Raw genomic sequence first — 19,401 nt, forward strand, 5'->3', positions numbered from 1 at the left:
CTGCTGCGCGTCCCCCGCCCCCGCGCCGCCCCTCCACGCCGCGGTTGCAGGGCGGGCCGCCGGTCCCGCGGGGGGACGCGCGCCCCGCCCCCGTTCCGGCGGGCGGCGACCGCCAAGCCGCAGCGCGGGAGCCCCGCTCCCGAGGGGGGGGAAAGGGGGCCCGCGCCGGAGCGACGCGATCCGTCACTACCTCGGGCCGACGGTATTGAGCTGCACACCGGCTTCGCGGTTCCTCGCGAATGACACGAGGCGGCGCGTGTTTGCACCCGGTGTCATCAAAGATGGGTTTCGCTCCGGCGCGGGTCCCCTTTCCCCCCCCTCGGGAGAGGGGATCCCGCGCTGCGGCTTGGCGGTCGCCGCCGGCAGGAACGGGAGCGGGGCGCGCGTCCTCCCGAGGGACGTGCGGCCCGCCCTGCATCGTCGCGCTGGAGGGGCGGTCGGGCGGCACGGATCCGCGACAGGAAGCGGGTCTCCCGTCGCAAGGCCGATCGCCCATCGTGCGGAGGCGGCGCAGCCACCCTGCGATCGGCTCGCGATCGGGTGTCGCCCCGGAGTCGTTCGAGGCGAGCCCGCGCCGGCCCTTGGCGAGGTCCGGCGCGGGCCGTTCGGGAGCGTTCTCAGCCGGCCCGCGCGGCGGCGGCCACCGCCGTCACCGCCGTCATGTTGACGATGCCGCGCACGGTCGTGGTGTGGGTGAGGATGTGGACCGGGGCGGCGGCGCCGAGCAGGATCGGCCCGACGCTGATGCCCTGGCCCGCCACCACCTTCAGGGCGTTGAGGGTGATGTTGGCGGCATCGAGGTTCGGCATCACCAGGAGGTTCGCCTCCCCGGTCAGGCGCGACTCGGGGAACACCCGCTCCATCAGCGGCCGGCTCAGCGCCGCATCGGCCTGCATCTCGCCCTCGACTTCGAGGTCGGGCGCCCGTTCGGTGATGAGCGCGAGCGCCTTGCGCATCTTCTCCGCCGACGGGTTGCGGGCGGTGCCGAAGCTCGAATGCGAGACGAGGGCGACCCGCGGGGTCTGGCCGAAGCGGCGCATTTCGGCCGTTGCGAGCAGCGTCATGTCGGCCAGCTCCTCCGCGCCCGGATCGAGATGGATGTAGGGGTCGCAGATGAACAGCGTGTGCCGCGGCAGTTGCAGCAGGCTCATGGCGGTGAGCGCCTTCACTCCGGCTGCCATCCCGATCACCTCGCGCACGTGGCGCAGGTGGCTGTGATAGGAGCCGGTGCCGCCGCAGAGCAGGCCGTCGACCTTGCCGAGGGTCAGCAGCATCGCGCCGACGAGCGTCGGATTGCGGCGTGCCTCGGCGAGCGCGACCTCGCGCGACAGGCCGTTGCGCTTGCGCTTGGCGTAGTAGCCCTGCGCGGCTTCTGCCTGGAACACCTCGTCGTCGAGATCCTGCACGTCGACGTCGCGGCCGACCTCGATGCGCAGCCCCAGCGCCTTCATCTTGCCGGCGATGACCTCGCGCCGTCCGACCAGCACGGGACGCGCCAGGCCCTCGTCGACCACGACCTGCGTGGCGCGCAAGACCCGGTCGTCCTCGCCCTCGGCATAGGCCACGCGGGCGCGGGTGGCCTCGGTCGCTGCGGCGAAGACCGGCTGCATCACCGTGCCGGAGGTGTAGACGAGGCGCTCCAGGGACCGGCGATAGGCTTCGACGTCGAGCATGGGCTTGGTGGCGACGCCGCTCTCGGTGGCGGCGAGCGCCACGGCCGGGGCCACCTTGGTGATGAGCCGCGGGTCGAACGGGCGCGGGATCAGGTAGTCGGGCCCGAAGGCGATGTCGTGCGTGCCGTAGGCCGCCGTCACCACGTCCGATTGCTCGGCCCGCGCCAGCTCGGCGATGGCCCGCACGGCAGCGAGCTTCATCTCCTCGTTGATCGTGGTCGCGCCGACATCGAGCGCGCCGCGGAAGATGAACGGGAAGCACAGGACGTTGTTGACCTGGTTCGGATAATCCGAGCGGCCGGTGGCGATGATCGCGTCGGGGCGCACGGCCTTGGCGGCCTCCGGCCGGATCTCCGGCTCGGGGTTGGCGAGCGCCAGGATCAGGGGCTTGTCGGCCATGCCCTTGACCATCTCGGGCGTCAGCGCGCCGGCGGCCGAGAGGCCGAGGAAGATGTCGGTTCCGGGCACCGCATCGGCGAGCGTCCGGGCCTCGGTCGCTTGCGCATATTGCGCCTTCTGGGCGTCGAGATTGTTGCGGCCCTGGTAGATGACGCCGCGGCTGTCGGTGACGAGAACGTTCTTCTTGTCGAGGCCGAGGCTGACCAGCAGGTTGAGGCAGGCGATGGCCGCGGCCCCGGCGCCCGAGCAGACGACGCGCACCTCGCCGATTGTCTTGCCGACCACTTCGAGGCCGTTGAGGATCGCCGCGGCGGCGATGATCGCGGTGCCGTGCTGGTCGTCGTGGAAGACCGGGATCTTCATCCGCTCACGCAGGCGGGTCTCGATCTCGAAGCATTCCGGCGCCTTGATGTCTTCGAGGTTGATGCCCCCGAAGGTCGGCTCCAGGCTCGCGATGATGTCGACGAGCTTGTCCGGATCGGTCTCGTCGATCTCGATGTCGAACACGTCGATGCCGGCGAACTTGCGGAACAGGCAGCCCTTGCCCTCCATGACGGGCTTGCCGGCGAGCGCCCCGATATTGCCGAGGCCGAGCACCGCGGTGCCGTTCGAGATCACCGCCACGAGGTTGCCGCGGGAGGTCAGTTCCGCCGCCTGGGCCGGGTCCTTCTCGATGGCGAGGCAGGCGGCGGCGACGCCCGGCGAGTAGGCGAGCGCGAGATCGCGCTGCGTGCTCATGTCCTTGGTCGGCAACACCGCGATCTTCCCCGGCGTCGGGAAGCGGTGGTAGTCGAGGGCGGCCTGTTCGAGTTGCTCGTCCACGGGGTGTCCTCCTGTGCGTGGGATGATGGCGCGCGGAGCCGTCTCCCGGCCGGTGCCGTTCGCGGGCACCGATCGGGATGGCAACGCTCAAGGTTAGGGTGGTGATCCCGCTGAAGTTGGCGGAGAAATCGAAACTACAGACCTGTCAAACAGGCTGGCACAACGCAGACGAGATTGCAGTGAAGCGTGGGTTGTCGCCTCTCCCCGCGAGTGGGGAGAGGACTTCATCGACCTTGTCGTCGATGAAGTGAGCTGCGAACCGCAGGTTCGCTGCGAGGGTGAGGGGGTGTTTCCGGATGAGGCTCTTCCGGCACCTCCCCCTCACCCTCACCCTCGGCTGACGCCTCGCTGTTGACCCGACAAGGGATCAACAGCCCACTCCCTGCCCGCGGGGAGAGGGGGACATGCGCGCCCTCGGCGAGGAAACCTGGATGCGGGGCGAGGCGATTTCCGCCCCGCCCGTCGCCTCAATGCGCCTTCTTCTTCGGCATGTAGAGGTCGGTGATCGTGCCTTCGAAGGCTTCCGCCGCCATGCCGACCGTCTCCGACAGGGTCGGGTGCGGGTGGATGGTCATCCCGATATCCTCGGCATCCGCCCCCATCTCGATGGCGAGGGCGGCTTCCGCGATCAGGTCGCCGGCCGAGGGGCCGACGATGCCGCAGCCGACGATGCGGTTCGATTCCTCGTCGAACAGCACCTTGGTCAGGCCCTCGTCGCGCCCGAGCGACAGCGAGCGCCCGCTCGCCGCCCAGGGAAAGACGCCCTTGCCGACCTTGATGCCCTTGGCCTTGGCCTCGGTCTCGGACAGGCCGACCCAGGCCACTTCCGGATCGGTATAGGCCACAGACGGGATCACCTTGGCGTCGAAGAACGAGTTCTTGCCCGCAGCCGCTTCCGCCGCGACCTTGCCCTCGTGCACTGCCTTGTGGGCGAGCATCGGCTGGCCGACCACGTCGCCGATGGCAAAGATGTGCGGCGCCGTCGTCCGCATCTGCTTGTCGACCGGGATGAAGCCCCGCTCGTCCACCGCGACGCCGGCCGCCTCGGCGCCGATCAGCTTGCCGTTGGGCCGGCGGCCAACCGAGACCAGGATCTTGTCGAAGGTGTCGGTCGCCGGCGCGGAGCCGCCCTCGAACGTCACCTTGAGGCCCTCGGGCAGAGCCTCGACGGCCGTGACCTTGGACTTCAGGTAGATCGCCTCGTACTGCTTCGAGATCCGCTTGAAGAGCGGGGTGACGATGTCCTTGTCGGCGCCCGGGATGATCTGGTCCATCAGCTCGACGATGGTCACCTTGGACCCGAGCGCGTGGTAGACCGTCGCCATCTCGAGGCCGATGATGCCGCCGCCGACGACGAGGAGGCGCTTCGGCACCCCGTCGAGTTCGAGCGCGCCGGTCGAGTCGATCACCCGCGGATCGTCATGCGGGATGAACGGCATCTTGATCGGCTCGGAGCCGGCCGCGATGACCGCGTTGTCGAACCCGATGACGGTCGTCTTGCCTTCGTGCTCGACCGCGATCTGGTGCGGGCTGACGAAGCGGGCGGTGCCCGTCACCACCGTCACCTTGCGCTGCTTGGCCAGCCCCCCGAGGCCGCCGGTCAGGCGCTTGACCACGCCTTCCTTCCAGCTCCGCAGCTGATCGATGTCGATCTGCGGCGCCGCGAAGCTGATGCCGTGCGAGGCCATCGCCTGGCTCTCGTCGATCACCTTGGCGGCGTGGAGCAGCGCCTTCGAGGGGATGCAGCCGACATTGAGGCACACCCCGCCGAGGCTCGCCCAGCGCTCGACCAGGATCACCTTCTTGCCGAGATCGGCGGCGCGGAACGCCGCCGTGTAGCCGCCGGGGCCGGCGCCGAGCACCAGCACCTCGGCCCGCATCGCCTCGCCGGAGACCGGCGCCGCGCCCGTCGGGGCGGGCGCCGCGGAGGCTCCCGTCCCGCCGGCGGGGGGGGGCGGGCCGTAACCCGCCTGGCCCGCCCCCGCCGCGAGCGGCGAGCCGCCTGCGGCCGGAGCCGCCTTCTCGGCAACCGCGGGTTTCGCCGCGCTAGCAGACGCCGCGCCCTCGAGCACCAGGAGAAGATCGCCCTGCGTGACCGTGTCGCCGGGCTTGACCTTCACCTCCACGACCTTGCCGGCCACGGAGGAGGGGACGTCCATGGTCGCCTTGTCGGATTCCAGGACGACGATGGTGTCGTCGACCGCGATCGTGTCGCCGGCCTTGACCAGCACCTCGATCACCGGGACGTTCTTGAAGTCGCCGATGTCCGGCAGACGGACTTCGTTGCTCATCGGATCACCTCGCTGCGTGTTTCGTCAGACGACGAGGCGCCGGACGTCCTCGAGGACGTGGGCGAGGTGGCGGGTGAAGCGCGCCGCGAGCGCGCCGTCGATCACGCGGTGGTCGTAGGAGACCGACAGCGGCAGCATCAGGCGCGGCTTGAACTCCGAGCCGTTCCAGACCGGCGCCATCTTGGAGCGCACCACGCCCAGGATCGCGACCTCGGGAGCGTTGACGAGGGGCGTGAAGCCGGTGCCGCCGATGCCGCCGAGGGACGAGATCGTGAAGGTGGCGCCCTGCATGTCGCCGCTGCCGAGCTTGCCGTCGCGGGCCTTCTTCGACAGCGCGCCCAGCTCCTGGCTGATCTCGACGATGCCCTTGCGATCCGCATCCTTGACCACCGGGACGACGAGGCCGTCCGGCGTGTCGACGGCAACGCCGATGTTGTAATACTTCTTGAGGATCAGCGCGTCCTTCTCGGGGTTCAGCGACGAATTGAACTCCGGGTGCTGGCGCAGGGCCGAGACCGCGGCCTTGATGAGGAACGACAGCAGGGTGACGCGGTAGCCCTTGTCCTTGCCGGCGGTGTCGAGTTCCTTGCGATAGGCGTCGGTCTCGGTGATGTCCGACTCGTCCGAATGGGTGACGAGGGGGACGTTGAGCCAAGCGCGGTGCAGGTGCGGGCCGGAGATCTTCTTGATCCGCGGCAGCGGCTTGACCTCGGTCGGGCCGAACTTCGAGAAATCGACCGCCGGGATTTCCGGGATGCCCATGCTTCCGGTGGCCACCACAGGGCCGGCGGGAGCCGCGGCCGGGGCGGCGGAGCGCACCAGCGAGCCCTTCACGTCCTCCTTGGTGATCCGGCCCTTCTCGCCGGAACCCTTGATCGCGTTGAGATCGACGCCGAGTTCGCGGGCCAGCCGCCGCACGGCAGGGCTGGCATGGACGTTCGAGAAGTCCGGCGCCGAGGAGGCCGGAGCGGACGAAGCCTGGGCGGCGACCGGGGGAGCGGCCGGCTTGGCCGGATCCGGCTCCTGCTTCGGCATCAGGGCGGCGGTATCCGCCGCGGGGGCCGCACCGGCGGACGGGGTCGCGGCAGCGGCGGCGGCCGGCGCCTTGGCCTCGCCCTCGCCCTTCAGCAGCAGGACCGCGCTGCCCTCGCTCACCTTGTCGCCGATCTTGACCAGGATCTTCTCGATCACGCCGGCCGACGGGGAGGGCACCTCCATCGTCGCCTTGTCGGATTCGAGCGACACGATCGGGTCCTCGGCCCCGATCGTGTCACCCTCCTTCACCAGGATCTCGATGATCGGGATGTCCTTGAAATCACCGATATCCGGGATCTTGACCTCGATCGACACTGCGCACTCTCCCGATTGATTTGCTTGCGCTTTTGAAGCAGATGGACTTTTTCGCGCGCGCTAGAGAAGCTTCACGACTGCGTTGCAATCGCGAAGCTTCTCTCGCTGTTTGATTTTGCCGCGTTGTCTACGACGAACCGGTATCCACTTCGTCGGAAAATCCTCTCGGCCGCCCTCTCCCGCGGCGCGGGAGAGGGGCCTCGCGAGTCTCGCGATGTCAGACCGTCCAGGGGGCCGGCTTCTCCGGGTTCAGCCCGTACTTGGCGATCGCCTCGGCGACCTTGGCGGCCGGCACGGCGCCCTCCTCGGCCAGGCTCTTGAGCGCCGCGACGGCGACCCAGTAGCGGTTGACCTCGAAGAACTCGCGCAGGCGCACCCGGTAATCTGAGCGGCCGAAGCCGTCGGTGCCGAGCACCTTGTAGCGGCCCGGCACGTAGGGGCGGATCTGGTCGGCGAAGAGACGCATGTAGTCGGTCGCCGCGATCACCGGGCCCTGGCGGCCGGCAAGGCAGGTCTCGACGTAGCTCGTCTTCTGCGTCTCGGTCGGGTGGAGCATGTTCCAGCGCTCCACCGCCATCGCCTCGCGGCGCAGCTCCGTGAAGCTCGGGCAGGACCAGATGTCGGCCGCGATGCCGAAATCCTGCTCCAGCAGCTCGGCCCCGGCGATCACTTCGCGCAGGATCGTGCCCGAGCCCATCAGCTGGACGCGGTTCCTGGCGCCGGCCTTGCCCTCGCGGAACAGGTACATTCCCTTGAGGATCCCGGGCGCCGCCCCGTCGGGCATGCCGGGATGCTCGTAGTTCTCGTTCATCACCGTGATGTAGTAGAACACGTCCTCCTGCTCGGCATACATCCGGCGCAGGCCGTCCTGCACGATCACCGCCACCTCGTAGGAGAAGGTCGGATCGTAGGAGACGCAGTTCGGGATGGTGGCCGAGATCAGGTGGCTATGGCCGTCCTCGTGCTGCAAGCCCTCGCCGTTGAGGGTCGTGCGGCCGGCGGTGCCGCCGATCATGAAGCCGCGGGCGCGCATGTCACCGGCGGCCCAGGCGAGGTCGCCGATGCGCTGGAACCCGAACATCGAATAATAGATGTAGAACGGGATCGTCGGCGCGTCGGAATGCGAGTACGAGGTCGCGGCCGCGATCCAGGACGACATCGCGCCGGCCTCGTTGATGCCCTCCTGGAGCATCTGGCCCTTCTCGTCCTCGCGGTAATACATCAGCTGGTTGGCGTCTTCCGGCCGGTAGAGCTGGCCGACCTGGCTGAAGATGCCGAACTGCCGGAACATGCCCTCCATGCCGAAGGTCCGGCTCTCGTCGGGCACGATCGGCACGATGCGGTTGCCGATGTTCTTGTCGCGCAGGAGCGTGTTGAGCACCCGCACGAAGGCCATGGTGGTGGAGATCTCGCGGCCCGCGGTCTCCTTCAGCTGGGCCGAGAAGGCGTCGAGCGGCGGAACCTCCAGGGCCTGCGACTTCTGGCGCCGGGCCGGCAGCGCGCCGCCGAGCGCCTTGCGCCGCGCCATGAGATAGTCGTGCTCCGGCGACCCCTCGGGGAAGCGGATGAACGGGATCTCGGCGATCTGGTCGTCGTTGAGGTCGATGCCGAAGCGGTCGCGGAACTGCTTGAGCACCGCCTCGCCCATCTTCTTCTGCTGATGGGTGATGTTCTGCGCCTCACCGGCCTCGCCCATGCCGTAGCCCTTGACGGTCTTGGCGAGGATGAGGGTCGGCTGGCCCTTGTGGTTCACTGCCGCCGAATAGGCCGCGAAGACCTTGCTCGGGTCATGGCCGCCGCGGGTCAGGCGCCAGATGTCCTCGTCGCTCCAATCGGCCACGAGGGCGGCGGTCTCCGGGTACTTGCCGAAGAAGTGCTCGCGGATATAGGCGCCGTTCTTCGACTTGAAATCCTGGTACTCGCCGTCGACGCATTCCTCCATCAGACGCGCCAGCATGCCGGTGGTGTCGCGGGCGAGCAGCTGGTCCCAGCCCGAGCCCCACAGCACCTTGATGACGTTCCAGCCGGCGCCGCGGAAGTTGGCTTCCAGCTCCTGGACGATCTTGCCGTTGCCGCGCACCGGGCCGTCGAGGCGCTGCAAGTTGCAGTTGATGACGAAGACCAGGTTGTCGAGCTTCTCGCGCGCCGCCAGCGAGATCGCGCCGAGGGACTCGGGCTCGTCCATCTCGCCGTCGCCCATGAAGGCCCAGACCTTGCGGCCGTCGGTGTTGGCGAGACCGCGATGGTGCAGGTAGCGGAGATAGCGGGCCTGGTAGATCGCCATCAGGGGCCCGAGGCCCATCGAGACGGTCGGGAACTGCCAGAAATCCGGCATCAGCCAGGGATGCGGATAGGAGGAGAGGCCCTTGCCGCCGACTTCCTGGCGGAAGCTCAGCAGCTGCTCCTCGGTCAGCCGGCCTTCCAGGTAGGCGCGGGCATAGATGCCCGGCGAGGAATGGCCCTGGACGTAGATCAGGTCGCCGCCGCGCTCCCCCTCGGCGCCGTGCCAGAAATGCATGAAGCCGGTGTCGTACAGGGTCGCCGCCGACTGGAAGCTGGCGATGTGGCCGCCCAGTTCCGACGAGTCCTTGTTGTTGCGCAGGATGATCGCGATCGCGTTCCAGCGGATCGCCGAGCGGATCCGGTGCTCGATCGCCCTATCCCCCGGATGGGGGGGCTGCTTGTCGACCGGAATCGTGTTCAGATACGCCGTATTGGCGGAATACGGAACCGGCGCGCCCTTCTTGCGGGCGCCCTCGATGACCTGCTCGATGAGGAAGTGCGCCCGCTCGGGGCCCTCGACCTCCAGCACGCCGTCGAGCGAGTCGAGCCACTCCTGGGTCTCGACCGGGTCGAGATCGCGACTGCGTTCCACGTTGTCCTCCCTTAGGTCATACTCGATCGGCGGGTCGAGCTGCCGCAGGCGTCAGCATTGTTCGTGCCACCGCGATGCTTTCGCAACTCGACTGAACTGACAAGGGTTTAGCCTCTCCGGCTTGGTTCGGGTGTCCGAGCATCCGCACCCTTCGTCGCGCTGCGGTGCGGAAACCCGGAACCGTCGTCGAGCCGGCGAGCCGGCATTTTTTCGACCTGGATCAGAGCTTCGATCAAGGCTCGGACTTGGCCGGCGGAGTCGGGGACGCGCCGAAGCCCTGCTGGAACATCTTGAAGAACATGTTCTGCATCTGGTCCGCTCCTTGCGGAAAGACGCTGAACCAGCTGCGCATGATCGCGTCGGGCGAGAAGCGATCCATCTCGGCCATCATGCGGCGCTCGACCTCGGCCATCACCGCCGCTTGCAGCGGCTCGACGTTGGGAAGACCCACGAACTGGCGTGCCTCGACCGGGGTGCAATCGACCTCGACGCGGAACTTCATCGCATTCTTCCCTTTCGGCCCCCGTCCCGAGCTTAGAGCACCTTTTGGTCCGTGTGGGAACCCGAGCCGGATGCAAAAAATGCGGTGAAATCAACGACCTAGTCCCACACAGCGGAAACGGCCGCGCAGGCGCGGCCACCCTCGGCCCTACGACGAAGGTCGTATGCGCCCCCTCGGCGATTCCGGCAACATTGTAAAGCCGCATTGTTACGGGTCGGCCATTCTGTCACCCGGGTTGTTGAAAGATCCGTCCGTCCGAGGGCGCGTGGTCCATGGGTCCGCGGCCCACGGCGCCGTCGCGAGCCGGCGCTCCAGGAACGCCACCAGGGCTGTGACCCGGGCCGGCCGGGCGGCACCGGGCGGCATCAGCAGGTTGAGCCCGACCGGCGGCGGCGACCAGGCCGGCATCACCCGCTCCAGCCGCCCGGCGCGCAGGTCGTCCCAGACCAGGAAGTCCGGCTGCACCGCCAGCCCCAGGCCCGCGTGCAAAGCCGGCGTCAAGGCGTCGGCGTTGTTCGCCCTGAGCCGTCCGGCCGGCGTCACGCTCGCCTCGGCCCCGGCCGCATCGTGAAAATGCCAGCGCTCCGGATTCGGCAGATAGGCGTAGCCGAGGCAGGCATGGCTGCCGAGGTCGCGCGGATGGGCCGGCCGGCCGGCCCGGGCGAGATAGGCGGGGGCCGCCACCAGGGAGCGGCCGACGGCGCAGAGGCGGCGCAGGCGCAGGCTGGAATCGGCGAGCGCGGCGATGCGCAGGCCGAGGTCGAAGCCGTCGCCGACGAGGTCGACCTGCGCGTCGCTCAGGTGCAGGTCGACGGCGACCTCCGGATGCGCGGTGAGGAAGTCGGGCAGGAGCGGCGCCACATGGGCGAGACCGAACGACATCGGGGCGGCGAGGCGCACCAGGCCCCGCGGCGTCGCCGATTGCGCCAAAGCCTCGGCCTCCGCCGTCTCGCCCGCCGCCAGGATCCGGGCGGCGCCGTCGAGGGCAAGACGCCCGGCTTCCGTCAGCGCGAGGCGGCGCGACGTGCGGTGGAGAAGAGCGGCGCCCAGACGCCGTTCGAGCCGGCTCACCGCCTTCGAGACGGTGGCCTTCGACAGCCCCAGCTCGGTGGCGGCCCGGGAGAACGAGGCCGTCTGCGCCACCCGGGCAAAGATCGCCCAAGCCTCGAAATCGGGCAGCGGCATGGGCGCGTCCTGAAACGATAGGTTTCGATTGTTTCTATTTCTGGCCCCCGGTGCAACCCCTAGATTGCCTCCATCGCGGCGCACCCGACGGAATTCACCCGCCGGTCCGCTACCGGGAGTTCTCGGCCATGACCCTCACGACCACCACCGCCTCCGCCGGCCTGCACCACGTCACCGCCATTTCGGGACCGGCGCGCCGGAACGTCGACTTCTATACCCGCGTGCTTGGGCTGCGGCTCGTCAAGAAGACCGTCAATTTCGACGATCCGGGCACCTATCACCTGTATTACGGCGACGCGGACGGCGCGCCGGGCACCATCCTGACCTTCTTTCCCTGGGAGCACGTCGCCCCCGGCCGGGTCGGAATCGGGCAGACCGAGGAGACCGCGTTCCGGGTGCCGGCGGGATCGATCGGCTACTGGACGCACCGGCTGGTCGCGGCCGGCATCGCCTTCGAGGCTCCCGCCAAGGTCTTCGGCGAGACGGTGCTGCCGTTCCGCGATCCCGACGGGATGCGGCTTGCCCTGGTCGGCGTCCCCGGCGCCGAGGCCGAGCCGGCCTGGACCGGGTCCGAGGTGCCGGCCGAGCATGCGGTGCGGGGCTTCCACGGCGTGACCCTGATGCTGCGCCAGGCCGCCCCGACCGCCCGGGTGCTGACCGAGGTGTTCGGCTGGACCGAGACGGGACGGGAGGGCTCGCTCACCCGTTACGCCGGCACGGCCGGGCTCGGCGCCCACCTCACCCTGCGGGAGGCCGGCGATTTCCTGCCCGGGCGGTCGGGCGGCGGCTCGGTCCACCACGTCGCCTTCCGGGCCGCCGACGACGCAGGCCAAGCCGAGATGGCGGAGCGGGCCGGGGCCCTCGGCCTCCAGGTCACCGAGCAGCGCGACCGCAACTACTTCCGCTCGGTCTATTTCCGCGAGCCCGGCGGCGTGCTGTTCGAGATCGCCACCGACGCTCCCGGCTTCGCCGCCGACGAGCCGGCGGAGGCCCTCGGCGAGGCCCTGAAGCTGCCGGCCTTCCTTGAGCCGCACCGGGCCGAGATCGAGCGGGTGCTGCCGGCCCTGGCGTGAGGCCAGAGCCGCTGCCTGCGGCCTGGATTTGGTAACCATCGGTTAAGCAAACATGGTTACCCAACTCTTCCTGGATCTCTGGGAAGCTCGGGTCATGGTGGATCAGAACGACGTCGCCGGCGCGCCGGCTTCGGCCGGTGCGGGGGGGGCTCCGGACGGTGCGGTGTCCAGCCCGGGCAAAGCCGACCCGGAAGGGACCGGCTCGGGGAGCGCAGTCCCGGGCGTGAGCCGGATAGCCGGTCCGTCCGGGTGGCCGAAGCTGACCACGACGACCCTCGCGGCGATCCTCTGCGCCGGATGCGTCGGCGCGCTCGCGGGTGGCGCCACGGTGGCGCTGATGGGAGCGGTCCAGGGCGCAGGACCCGGCATCCCGCAGACCGAGTGGGCCCGCCTGAGCGGCCGGGTCGAAGCCGGCACTGCCGAATCCGCCCGCCTCGCCACCGACCTGTCGCTCCTGCGCGACCGCACGATCCAGGCCCACGACTCCGCCGACAAGGGACGCGCCGAGACCGGCGCGCGCCTGGGACAGATCTCCGAGCGCCTGGAGCGGTTGCAGCGCCAGGATGTCGACCTCGCCGGTAAGGTGGCGGCTTTGTCCGAGCGCCTGACCGCGATGGCCGAGCGGCAGGACCATGCCGACCGCGAGCAGGCAGCCCGCCTCGCGGCGCTGCTCGACAAGCTGGACAAGCGCCAGGGTCCCGTCGCGCAGGCCCCGCTGCCGGCCACCACTCCGGCGCCGGTCGCGGCCGTTCCCGCGGCGCCCGCGACGAAGCATGTCGCGGCGGCGGAGCCCGTCCTGACCGGCAGCTTGCCCGACAAGGCGGCGGCCGCGGCGAAGTCGGCCACGATCGACGGCTGGGTGCTGCGCGACGTCTATGATGGGGTGGCGATGATCGAGAACCGCAACCGCCGCCTCGTCGAGGTCGGCCCGGGCGATACGCTGCCGGGGGCAGGCCGGGTCGAGACGATCGAACGCCGGGGCAGGACCTGGGTCGTGGTGACCAGCAAAGGGGTCATCACCCCGCAGCCCTGGTAGGTGCAGCGCTCAGGCGTGTTGCAGGTCCCGTACCGCCTGCTCGGCGGGAGTGGAGCCTTGCACTGGCAGGAAGCCGGAAGCGGCGCGGCGGCGGCCGCGGGCCTTGGCCTCGGTCCGGGCGGCCTTGGTGGGATGAAGAAGCTCGGCGAGGCGGGCGAGGCTCTCAGCGTCGTCGAGGTTCCGTGGCTCGAAATCGGGCATGATGGTCCCCCGGGCGCAGGGCCCGTGGTTGGCAGGGGGTACGGATACACACGCTTAAAAATCAGTAACGGCGAAGAACTCGAACAGTTCCGTGCCGCACATCACCGTGCAAGAAAAAGTTCGGGCACACCACCCCTAAAGACGGTGTCCGCGGCCTGCGACGGTGCATGAGGGTCTAGCAGGGTGGACGCACGGTTAACGTGCGCCAGCGCACGCCGAGCATGGTGCGGCGCGGATGGTTTTGTGTGCGGTGCGGGATCGTCCGGCGGCCCGATCGCCGGTGAACACCGATCCACGGGCCTGACGTTACTACGGGCAAAACCTTACCCGATCATGGGCACGCTCGCGCCTGCGCGGGACGATGTCTCGGTGCGAACAGGGCGACCCGCGCGCCATTCCCGGGTACGAGAGGCGCTCGTGCGTTTCGCCGATGACCGGCTCCGCCCGGCGGCGACGCGCCCTCGATCAAAGGATGAGGCGCCGGTCGCCACGCTCCTGCACAGGCCGGAGGAGCTTCACCCCTCTTGCGACCTTGCCAGCTCTCCGTGTGAACCGCAGCAGGCGAGCGTCAGCCTCGCGGACCGGCCGCGGAGCGGGCAGACTGGGCCATGCGGATCAGGTCCCGCACGGTGAACGCATGGTGTTCGGGCGGCCCCGACTCGACCAGCCGGAGGGCAGCCTCGCGGGCCAGTATCGCCCGCTGCGTGTGCCGGGTGAGCCCGGCCCGCCATGCCTGCGCCAACGCTATCATGGGCGCTCTCCCGTGATCGGTCGATAAGCACTAACAAAAACTCACGACCCGAGAAAGTCTTGACACGCGAGACTTCATCCCGTCCGGGCTCGCGGAGCCTCGTCCCGTCCGCCAAGTCCTTGCTGCAACAACGGCATTGGCGCCGGCGCCGTTGCCGCGATCCCAGGAATGATGTCCTGCCCGGTGCTGATCGGCGCAGCCGGCGAATCAGCGCGTCTCCTCGCGCAGCAGCTCGGTGTTGATGGCGAAGGCGGCCAGCGCCCCCTCGGCTGCCGCCACGATGGCCAGCTGGACCCGCCGCGAGGCATCGCCCGCGACGTAGAGGCCCGGTACGTTCGTCTCCTCGTATTCGCCGGTCGGGACCGTGCCCTTGCGGGACAGGTCGCAGCCGAGCCGCTCGACGAGCGGGGAGGGGATGCAGGGGCCGGTGGTGAAGAACAGGGCGGCGCAAGGAAGCGCCGTGCCGTCGCGCAGGCGCACGCGGCAGAACCGTCCGCCCTCGCCCTCAAGCCGGGCGATCCCGCGCTCCTCGATGCGGATGCCGTGCCGGGCCAGGCGGTCCCGCTCCGGGGCGTCGAGGCAGCCGGGGCCGTCAGTGAGCAGCGTCAGGTCGCGGCGCCAGGCAGTGAGTTCAAGGGCGAGGCCCATGCCCGCTGACTTGCCCGCTGACTTGCCCGTGTCCTTGCCGGGTTCCCCCGGGCCGTAGATGGCGAGCGGCCGGTCGCGGTTCTCGAAGCCGTCGCAATAGGGACAGTGGTGGACGCCGTGGCCCCAATACTCCGAAAAGCCCTCGATGGCGGGCAACTCGGTGCGCAGGCCCGTCGCGAGGATCATCCGCCGGGCATCGGCGCGGCGCTGATCCTCCATCACCACCCCGAAGCTGTCCGGCGCCCGCACCGCGTCGACGACCCGTCCGTCCCAGATCTCCACCGTGTCGTAGGCGGCGAGTTCCCGCCGTCCCTCGTCGCGCAAGGAGCCGGGCGCGTGGCCGTCGCGGCCGAGGAAGCCGTTCATGCGCGGCGTCACGGCGTTGCGCGGATGGCCCGCATCGATCAGCAGCACCCGCCGCCGGCACCGCCCGAGGAGGAGCGCCGCCGACAGCCCCGCCGGCCCGCCGCCCACGATGATCACGTCCCGCATGTCGCCGTCCCGCGTGCTGCCACTCGGGAGGAGACGCTTCGGCGATGGGCCGGGTTTCGCCGAGCCGCAACGAAAAAGGGCGCTCGCGCGCCCCTCCTCGTCCGTCCTGTCCGGTTGGTCTGGACTCAGGCGGCCGCAGTGTTGGTGGCGATGCCCTTCTCGGTCAGCATCTGCTGCAACTCGCCCGACTGGAACATCTCGCGGGTGATGTCGCAGCCGCCGACGAACTCGCCCTTGACATAGACCTGCGGGATCGTCGGCCACTGCGAGTACGCCTTGATGCCCTCGCGGATCTCCATATCCTCGAGCACGTTCACGCCCTTGAACGGCACGCCGAGGTAGTTGAGGATCTGGGCCACCTGGCCCGAGAAGCCGCACATCGGGAATTGCGGCGTGCCCTTCATGAACACGACCACGTCCTGGGACTTGATCTCGGTCTCGATGCGGGTGGTGACGTCGGTCATGGTGGTTCCCCTGTATGAGCTCTAGCTAGTGATGACCGCTCGGGTTTTGCAAGACCGCCGCGGGGCGCGGCAGGGCCGATCGCGGCGACGCCTCTCGCGACCGGGCGACGACATCGTCGCCGGAGAGGCTCGGGTGATCCGCGCGGATCACCGCCATGCGGCAGCCCTCCGGATCGCTCAATCCTGCGGCACGCCCGTGGTCAGGGCAAGGGCGTGCAGCACGCCGCCCATGCGCCCCTGGAGCGCGCCGTAGACCATCTGGTGCTGCTGCACCCGCGTCTTGCCCTTGAACGCCGCCGACACGACGGTGGCGGCGTAGTGGTCGCCGTCCCCGGCAAGGTCGCGGATCTCGATCGTGGCGTCGGGCAGGGCCTCCTTGATCATCGTCTCGATCTCGCGGGCATCCATCGGCATCGGGTCGTCTCCCATTCGGAATCGGGTTGCTGCGAAGGCATCCTGGATACGTGAGCCCGTTCGCTCCCACCCGCAACCTCAGGATGAGATCGGGGATGGGACGGAGCGTCCGAAGCGCGCGAACGGAGATCAGGCCGCGTCGGCCGCAGGACCCGCCATATAGGCCGGCAGCCAGCCCTCATGCGCGCGGCGCAGGTCGTCGAGGGCGATGATCTCGTCGCCCGGCAGGGTCAGCGAGTCGGCCCCGGTGACGCCGATCACCGCCGCGTCGATGCCCTGCGCGCTGGCGCTGTAGAGGAGGTCGGCGATCGCGTCGGGCTCCACCGCCAGGAGGTAGCGGCCCTGGTCCTCTCCGAACAGGTAGGCGTGGGCCGGCACCGGCAGCGGGCATTCGGGGAGCACCGCCCCGATATTGCCGGCCAGCGCCATCTCGGCCACCGCGACGGCGAGGCCGCCATCGGAGAGGTCGTGGACGGTGTCGACGAGGCCCGAGGTGATCAGCCCGCGCACGAAATCGCCGTTGCGCTTCTCGGCGGCGAGATCGACGGGCGGCGGCGCGCCCTCCTCGCGGCCGCAGATCGTGGCGAGATACGCCGACTGGCCGAGCCAGCCCTTGGTGGCGCCGATCAGCACCAGGGCGTCGCCGTCGCGCTTGAATGCGACGGTCGCGATCGTCTCGACATTGTCGACGACGCCGACGCCGCCGATCGACGGGGTCGGCAGGATGCCGACGCCCTCGGTCTCGTTGTAGAGCGAGACGTTGCCGGACACGACCGGGAAGTCGAGGGCGCGGCAGGCTTCGCCGATGCCCTGGATGCAGCCGACGAACTGCCCCATCACCTCCGGCTTCTCCGGGTTGCCGAAGTTGAGGTTGTCGGTGATGGCGAGCGGACGGCCGCCCACCGCCGTGATGTTGCGCCAGGCTTCCGCCACCGCCTGCTTGCCGCCCTCGACCGGATCGGCCTCGCAGTAGCGCGGGGTCACGTCGGTGGTGAGCGCCAGGCCCTTCGGCCCGTCCTCGACCCGCACCACCGCGGCGTCGCCGCCGGGCTTCTGCACGGTGTTGCCGAGGATGAAGTGGTCGTATTGCTCGTAGACCCAGCGCTTGGAGCACAGGTCGGGCGAGCCGACCAGCGTCTTTAGCGCATCGACGTTGCGCATCGGCGCCGCCACGTCCTCCGCCTTGATCTCCGGCTGGTGGGTGTTCTGGCGGTGCGGCCGGTCGTAGAGCGGCGCCTCGTCGCCGAGTTCCTTGATCGGCAGGTCGGCGACGGTCTCACCCCCATGCTTGATGACGAAGCGTAAGCTGTCGGTGGTGTGGCCGATGATCGCGAAGTCGAGGCCCCACTTCACGAAGATGGCCTTGGCCTCGTCCTCCATGCCGGGCTTGAGCACCATGAGCATGCGCTCCTGGCTCTCCGACAGCATCATCTCGTAAGCTGTCATGCCGGGCTCGCGGGTCGGGACCGCGTCGAGGTTGAGTTCGACGCCGAGATTGCCCTTGGCGCCCATCTCGACCGCCGAGCAGGTCAGTCCCGCCGCGCCCATGTCCTGGATCGCGATCACGGCGCCCGACGCCATCAGCTCGAGGCAGGCTTCGAGCAGCAGCTTTTCCGCGAAGGGGTCGCCGACCTGGACGGTCGGGCGCTTCTCCTCCGACGAGGCGTCGAAGGCGGCCGACGCCATGGTGGCGCCGTGGATGCCGTCGCGGCCGGTCTTCGAGCCGAGATAGACGATCGGGTTGCCCACGCCGGTCGCCGCCGCGTAGAAGATCGCATCGGCCTTGGCGAGGCCGACCGCCATGGCGTTGACCAGGATGTTGCCGTCGTAGCGGGTGTGGAAGCCCACCGCCCCGCCGACCGTCGGCACGCCAAAGGAATTGCCGTAGCCGCCGATGCCCGCGACCACGCCCGAGACGAGGTGCGGCGTGCGCGGATGGTCCGGCGAGCCGAAGCGGAGCGCGTTCAGCGCCGCGATCGGCCGGGCGCCCATGGTGAAGACGTCGCGCAGGATGCCGCCGACCCCGGTCGCCGCGCCCTGGTAGGGCTCGATGAAGCTCGGGTGGTTGTGGCTCTCCATCTTGAACACGCAGGCGAGGCCGTCGCCGATGTCGATCACGCCGGCATTCTCGCCCGGGCCCTGGATAACCCAGGGCGCCTTGGTCGGCAGCGTCTTCAGGTGCAGGCGCGACGACTTGTACGAGCAATGCTCGTTCCACATCGCCGAGACGATGCCCAGCTCGGTGAGGGTCGGCTCACGCCCGATCAGGCCGACGAAGCGCTGGTACTCGTCCTCGGTCAGGCCGTGCTGGCGCACGAGCTCGGGCGTGATGGAGACGTCGTTGCGGATCATGCGGCATCCTCTCGCCGGTCGGGCGGCCCTGCTGCCCGTGCGCTTAATGCCTGAGGGGACCGGATGGCAACACGGGCCTCCCTGTGCCGCACCCCCAGGATGGCGCGGGCCGCCTGCCGCCGCGGGCCCTCGACCGGCGCATCCCGGCCCTGCGGGCGAGTCCGACCGGCGGGCAGCCGCAGCCCGGGGATCCCGGGTCGGAGACCGTCGCGCCGAGAGCGACGGCCCCGACCGTCGGCCTACCTCGCCAGGACGATTGCATCGACAAGATCGACCCTGTTTTCGATCTTTCATCCCCGAGTATTCGTGATTCCGATGACGCGGTGATGTCGGCGAGAATTTGCGATCGGCATGAGAGTGGCGCCACGGCTCAAGGCGAGTCTTGGTGCTTCTGGAAAGAGTCTTGACTTCTTCGCGCGATTCGACATGACAGGGGTCTGTCGATGCTGACGTTCGGCGTCGCCTCCGGGCTCGTCAGCGCGTCCTTCGTGGTCCCGGCTCTGGCCGCGCCCGCCTCCAATCGCGGCGCGTCCGTCACGGATTTCGGTGGCGTCCCGCCGGTCTACGATGGTTGCGGGCCCTACGGCCGATGCCGCCCGGGCGGTCAGGCCGGTGGGCGTGTCGGCGGCGCCTCGTGTCCGGCCAGATATCCCTTCGGCCCACGCGGCCGGCGCGGCGTGCCGAATTGACGGATCGTTCGGAGACCGAGGCGCCGGAGGCGGTGCGGCGTCGTCGATCATGACGGGCCGTGTCTGATCGCCGCGAGATCGCGCCACACTCCGATCGGGACGCCGTGCACGCCCCTGCCGGAGGGCGGTCACATCAGGGTCGAACCCGCCGTCGGCTCTCCTAAGCAGACTTGCGTTGGCAGGC

At 69.5% G+C, this 19,401-nt stretch carries 13 protein-coding genes and 1 pseudogene; 2 read left to right on the forward strand and 12 right to left on the reverse strand.

The window, feature by feature from the left end; translation table 11 throughout:
* Window positions 1-617: 617 nt before the first annotated feature.
* The 6 genes and pseudogenes from VP06_RS06200 to VP06_RS06225 form a co-directional block, all read right to left on the reverse strand.
* Entirely contained in the window at window positions 618-2,894 is a 2,277-nt protein-coding gene (locus tag VP06_RS06200; RefSeq protein ID WP_048462960.1) for an NADP-dependent malic enzyme, read from the reverse strand.
* Between the two features lie 467 nt (window positions 2,895-3,361).
* Window positions 3,362-5,185 carry a dihydrolipoyl dehydrogenase gene (lpdA, locus tag VP06_RS06205; RefSeq protein ID WP_048462961.1) on the reverse strand — a complete coding sequence of 608 codons (1,824 nt, stop codon included), beginning with the start codon at window positions 5,183-5,185 and terminating at the stop codon, window positions 3,362-3,364.
* A 24-nt stretch (window positions 5,186-5,209) separates the two neighbouring features.
* A pseudogene (gene aceF / locus VP06_RS06210) lies at window positions 5,210-6,568 on the reverse strand (dihydrolipoyllysine-residue acetyltransferase); the annotation flags it as partial.
* Between the two features lie 184 nt (window positions 6,569-6,752).
* Complete coding sequence (gene aceE / locus VP06_RS06215) at window positions 6,753-9,410, reverse strand: pyruvate dehydrogenase (acetyl-transferring), homodimeric type (protein WP_048462963.1); 2,658 nt, start codon at window positions 9,408-9,410, stop codon at window positions 6,753-6,755.
* 232 nt (window positions 9,411-9,642) lie between these two features.
* The gene (locus VP06_RS06220) at window positions 9,643-9,912 is read right to left on the reverse strand and encodes a DUF6489 family protein (RefSeq protein ID WP_048462964.1); all 270 of its coding nucleotides are present in this window, start codon (window positions 9,910-9,912) and stop codon (window positions 9,643-9,645) included.
* Between the two features lie 207 nt (window positions 9,913-10,119).
* Window positions 10,120-11,097 (reverse strand): LysR family transcriptional regulator, encoded by a 978-nt coding sequence (locus VP06_RS06225; protein ID WP_048462965.1) that lies wholly within the window; start codon window positions 11,095-11,097, stop codon window positions 10,120-10,122.
* 128 nt (window positions 11,098-11,225) lie between these two features.
* Here VP06_RS06225 and VP06_RS06230 point away from each other — a divergent pair, with 128 nt between their 5' ends.
* Both VP06_RS06230 and VP06_RS06235 read left to right on the forward strand, forming a co-directional pair.
* Entirely contained in the window at window positions 11,226-12,170 is a 945-nt protein-coding gene (locus tag VP06_RS06230) for a ring-cleaving dioxygenase (protein WP_048462966.1), read from the forward strand.
* A 223-nt stretch (window positions 12,171-12,393) separates the two neighbouring features.
* Complete coding sequence (locus VP06_RS06235) at window positions 12,394-13,206, forward strand: hypothetical protein (protein WP_245291077.1); 813 nt, start codon at window positions 12,394-12,396, stop codon at window positions 13,204-13,206.
* A gap of 9 nt (window positions 13,207-13,215) precedes the next feature.
* Here VP06_RS06235 and VP06_RS06240 read toward each other — a convergent pair whose 3' ends face one another.
* The 6 genes from VP06_RS06240 to purL form a co-directional block, all read right to left on the reverse strand.
* Entirely contained in the window at window positions 13,216-13,407 is a 192-nt protein-coding gene (locus VP06_RS06240) for a hypothetical protein (protein WP_048462967.1), read from the reverse strand.
* Between the two features lie 568 nt (window positions 13,408-13,975).
* Window positions 13,976-14,158 (reverse strand): hypothetical protein, encoded by a 183-nt coding sequence (locus VP06_RS06245; protein WP_048462968.1) that lies wholly within the window; start codon window positions 14,156-14,158, stop codon window positions 13,976-13,978.
* 207 nt (window positions 14,159-14,365) lie between these two features.
* The gene (locus VP06_RS06250) at window positions 14,366-15,298 is read right to left on the reverse strand and encodes an NAD(P)/FAD-dependent oxidoreductase (RefSeq protein ID WP_048462969.1); all 933 of its coding nucleotides are present in this window, start codon (window positions 15,296-15,298) and stop codon (window positions 14,366-14,368) included.
* A gap of 125 nt (window positions 15,299-15,423) precedes the next feature.
* Complete coding sequence (grxD, locus tag VP06_RS06255; RefSeq protein WP_048462970.1) at window positions 15,424-15,762, reverse strand: Grx4 family monothiol glutaredoxin; 339 nt, start codon at window positions 15,760-15,762, stop codon at window positions 15,424-15,426.
* A 177-nt stretch (window positions 15,763-15,939) separates the two neighbouring features.
* Complete coding sequence (locus VP06_RS06260; RefSeq protein WP_048462973.1) at window positions 15,940-16,176, reverse strand: BolA family protein; 237 nt, start codon at window positions 16,174-16,176, stop codon at window positions 15,940-15,942.
* 129 nt (window positions 16,177-16,305) lie between these two features.
* On the reverse strand, window positions 16,306-18,528 hold the full coding sequence (gene purL / locus VP06_RS06265) for a phosphoribosylformylglycinamidine synthase subunit PurL (protein ID WP_048462971.1): 2,223 nt from the start codon (window positions 18,526-18,528) through the stop codon (window positions 16,306-16,308).
* Window positions 18,529-19,401 lie beyond the last annotated feature (873 nt).

It is taken from the genome of Methylobacterium aquaticum, from assembly GCF_001043915.1.
GTDB classification, from domain to species: domain Bacteria; phylum Pseudomonadota; class Alphaproteobacteria; order Rhizobiales; family Beijerinckiaceae; genus Methylobacterium; species Methylobacterium aquaticum.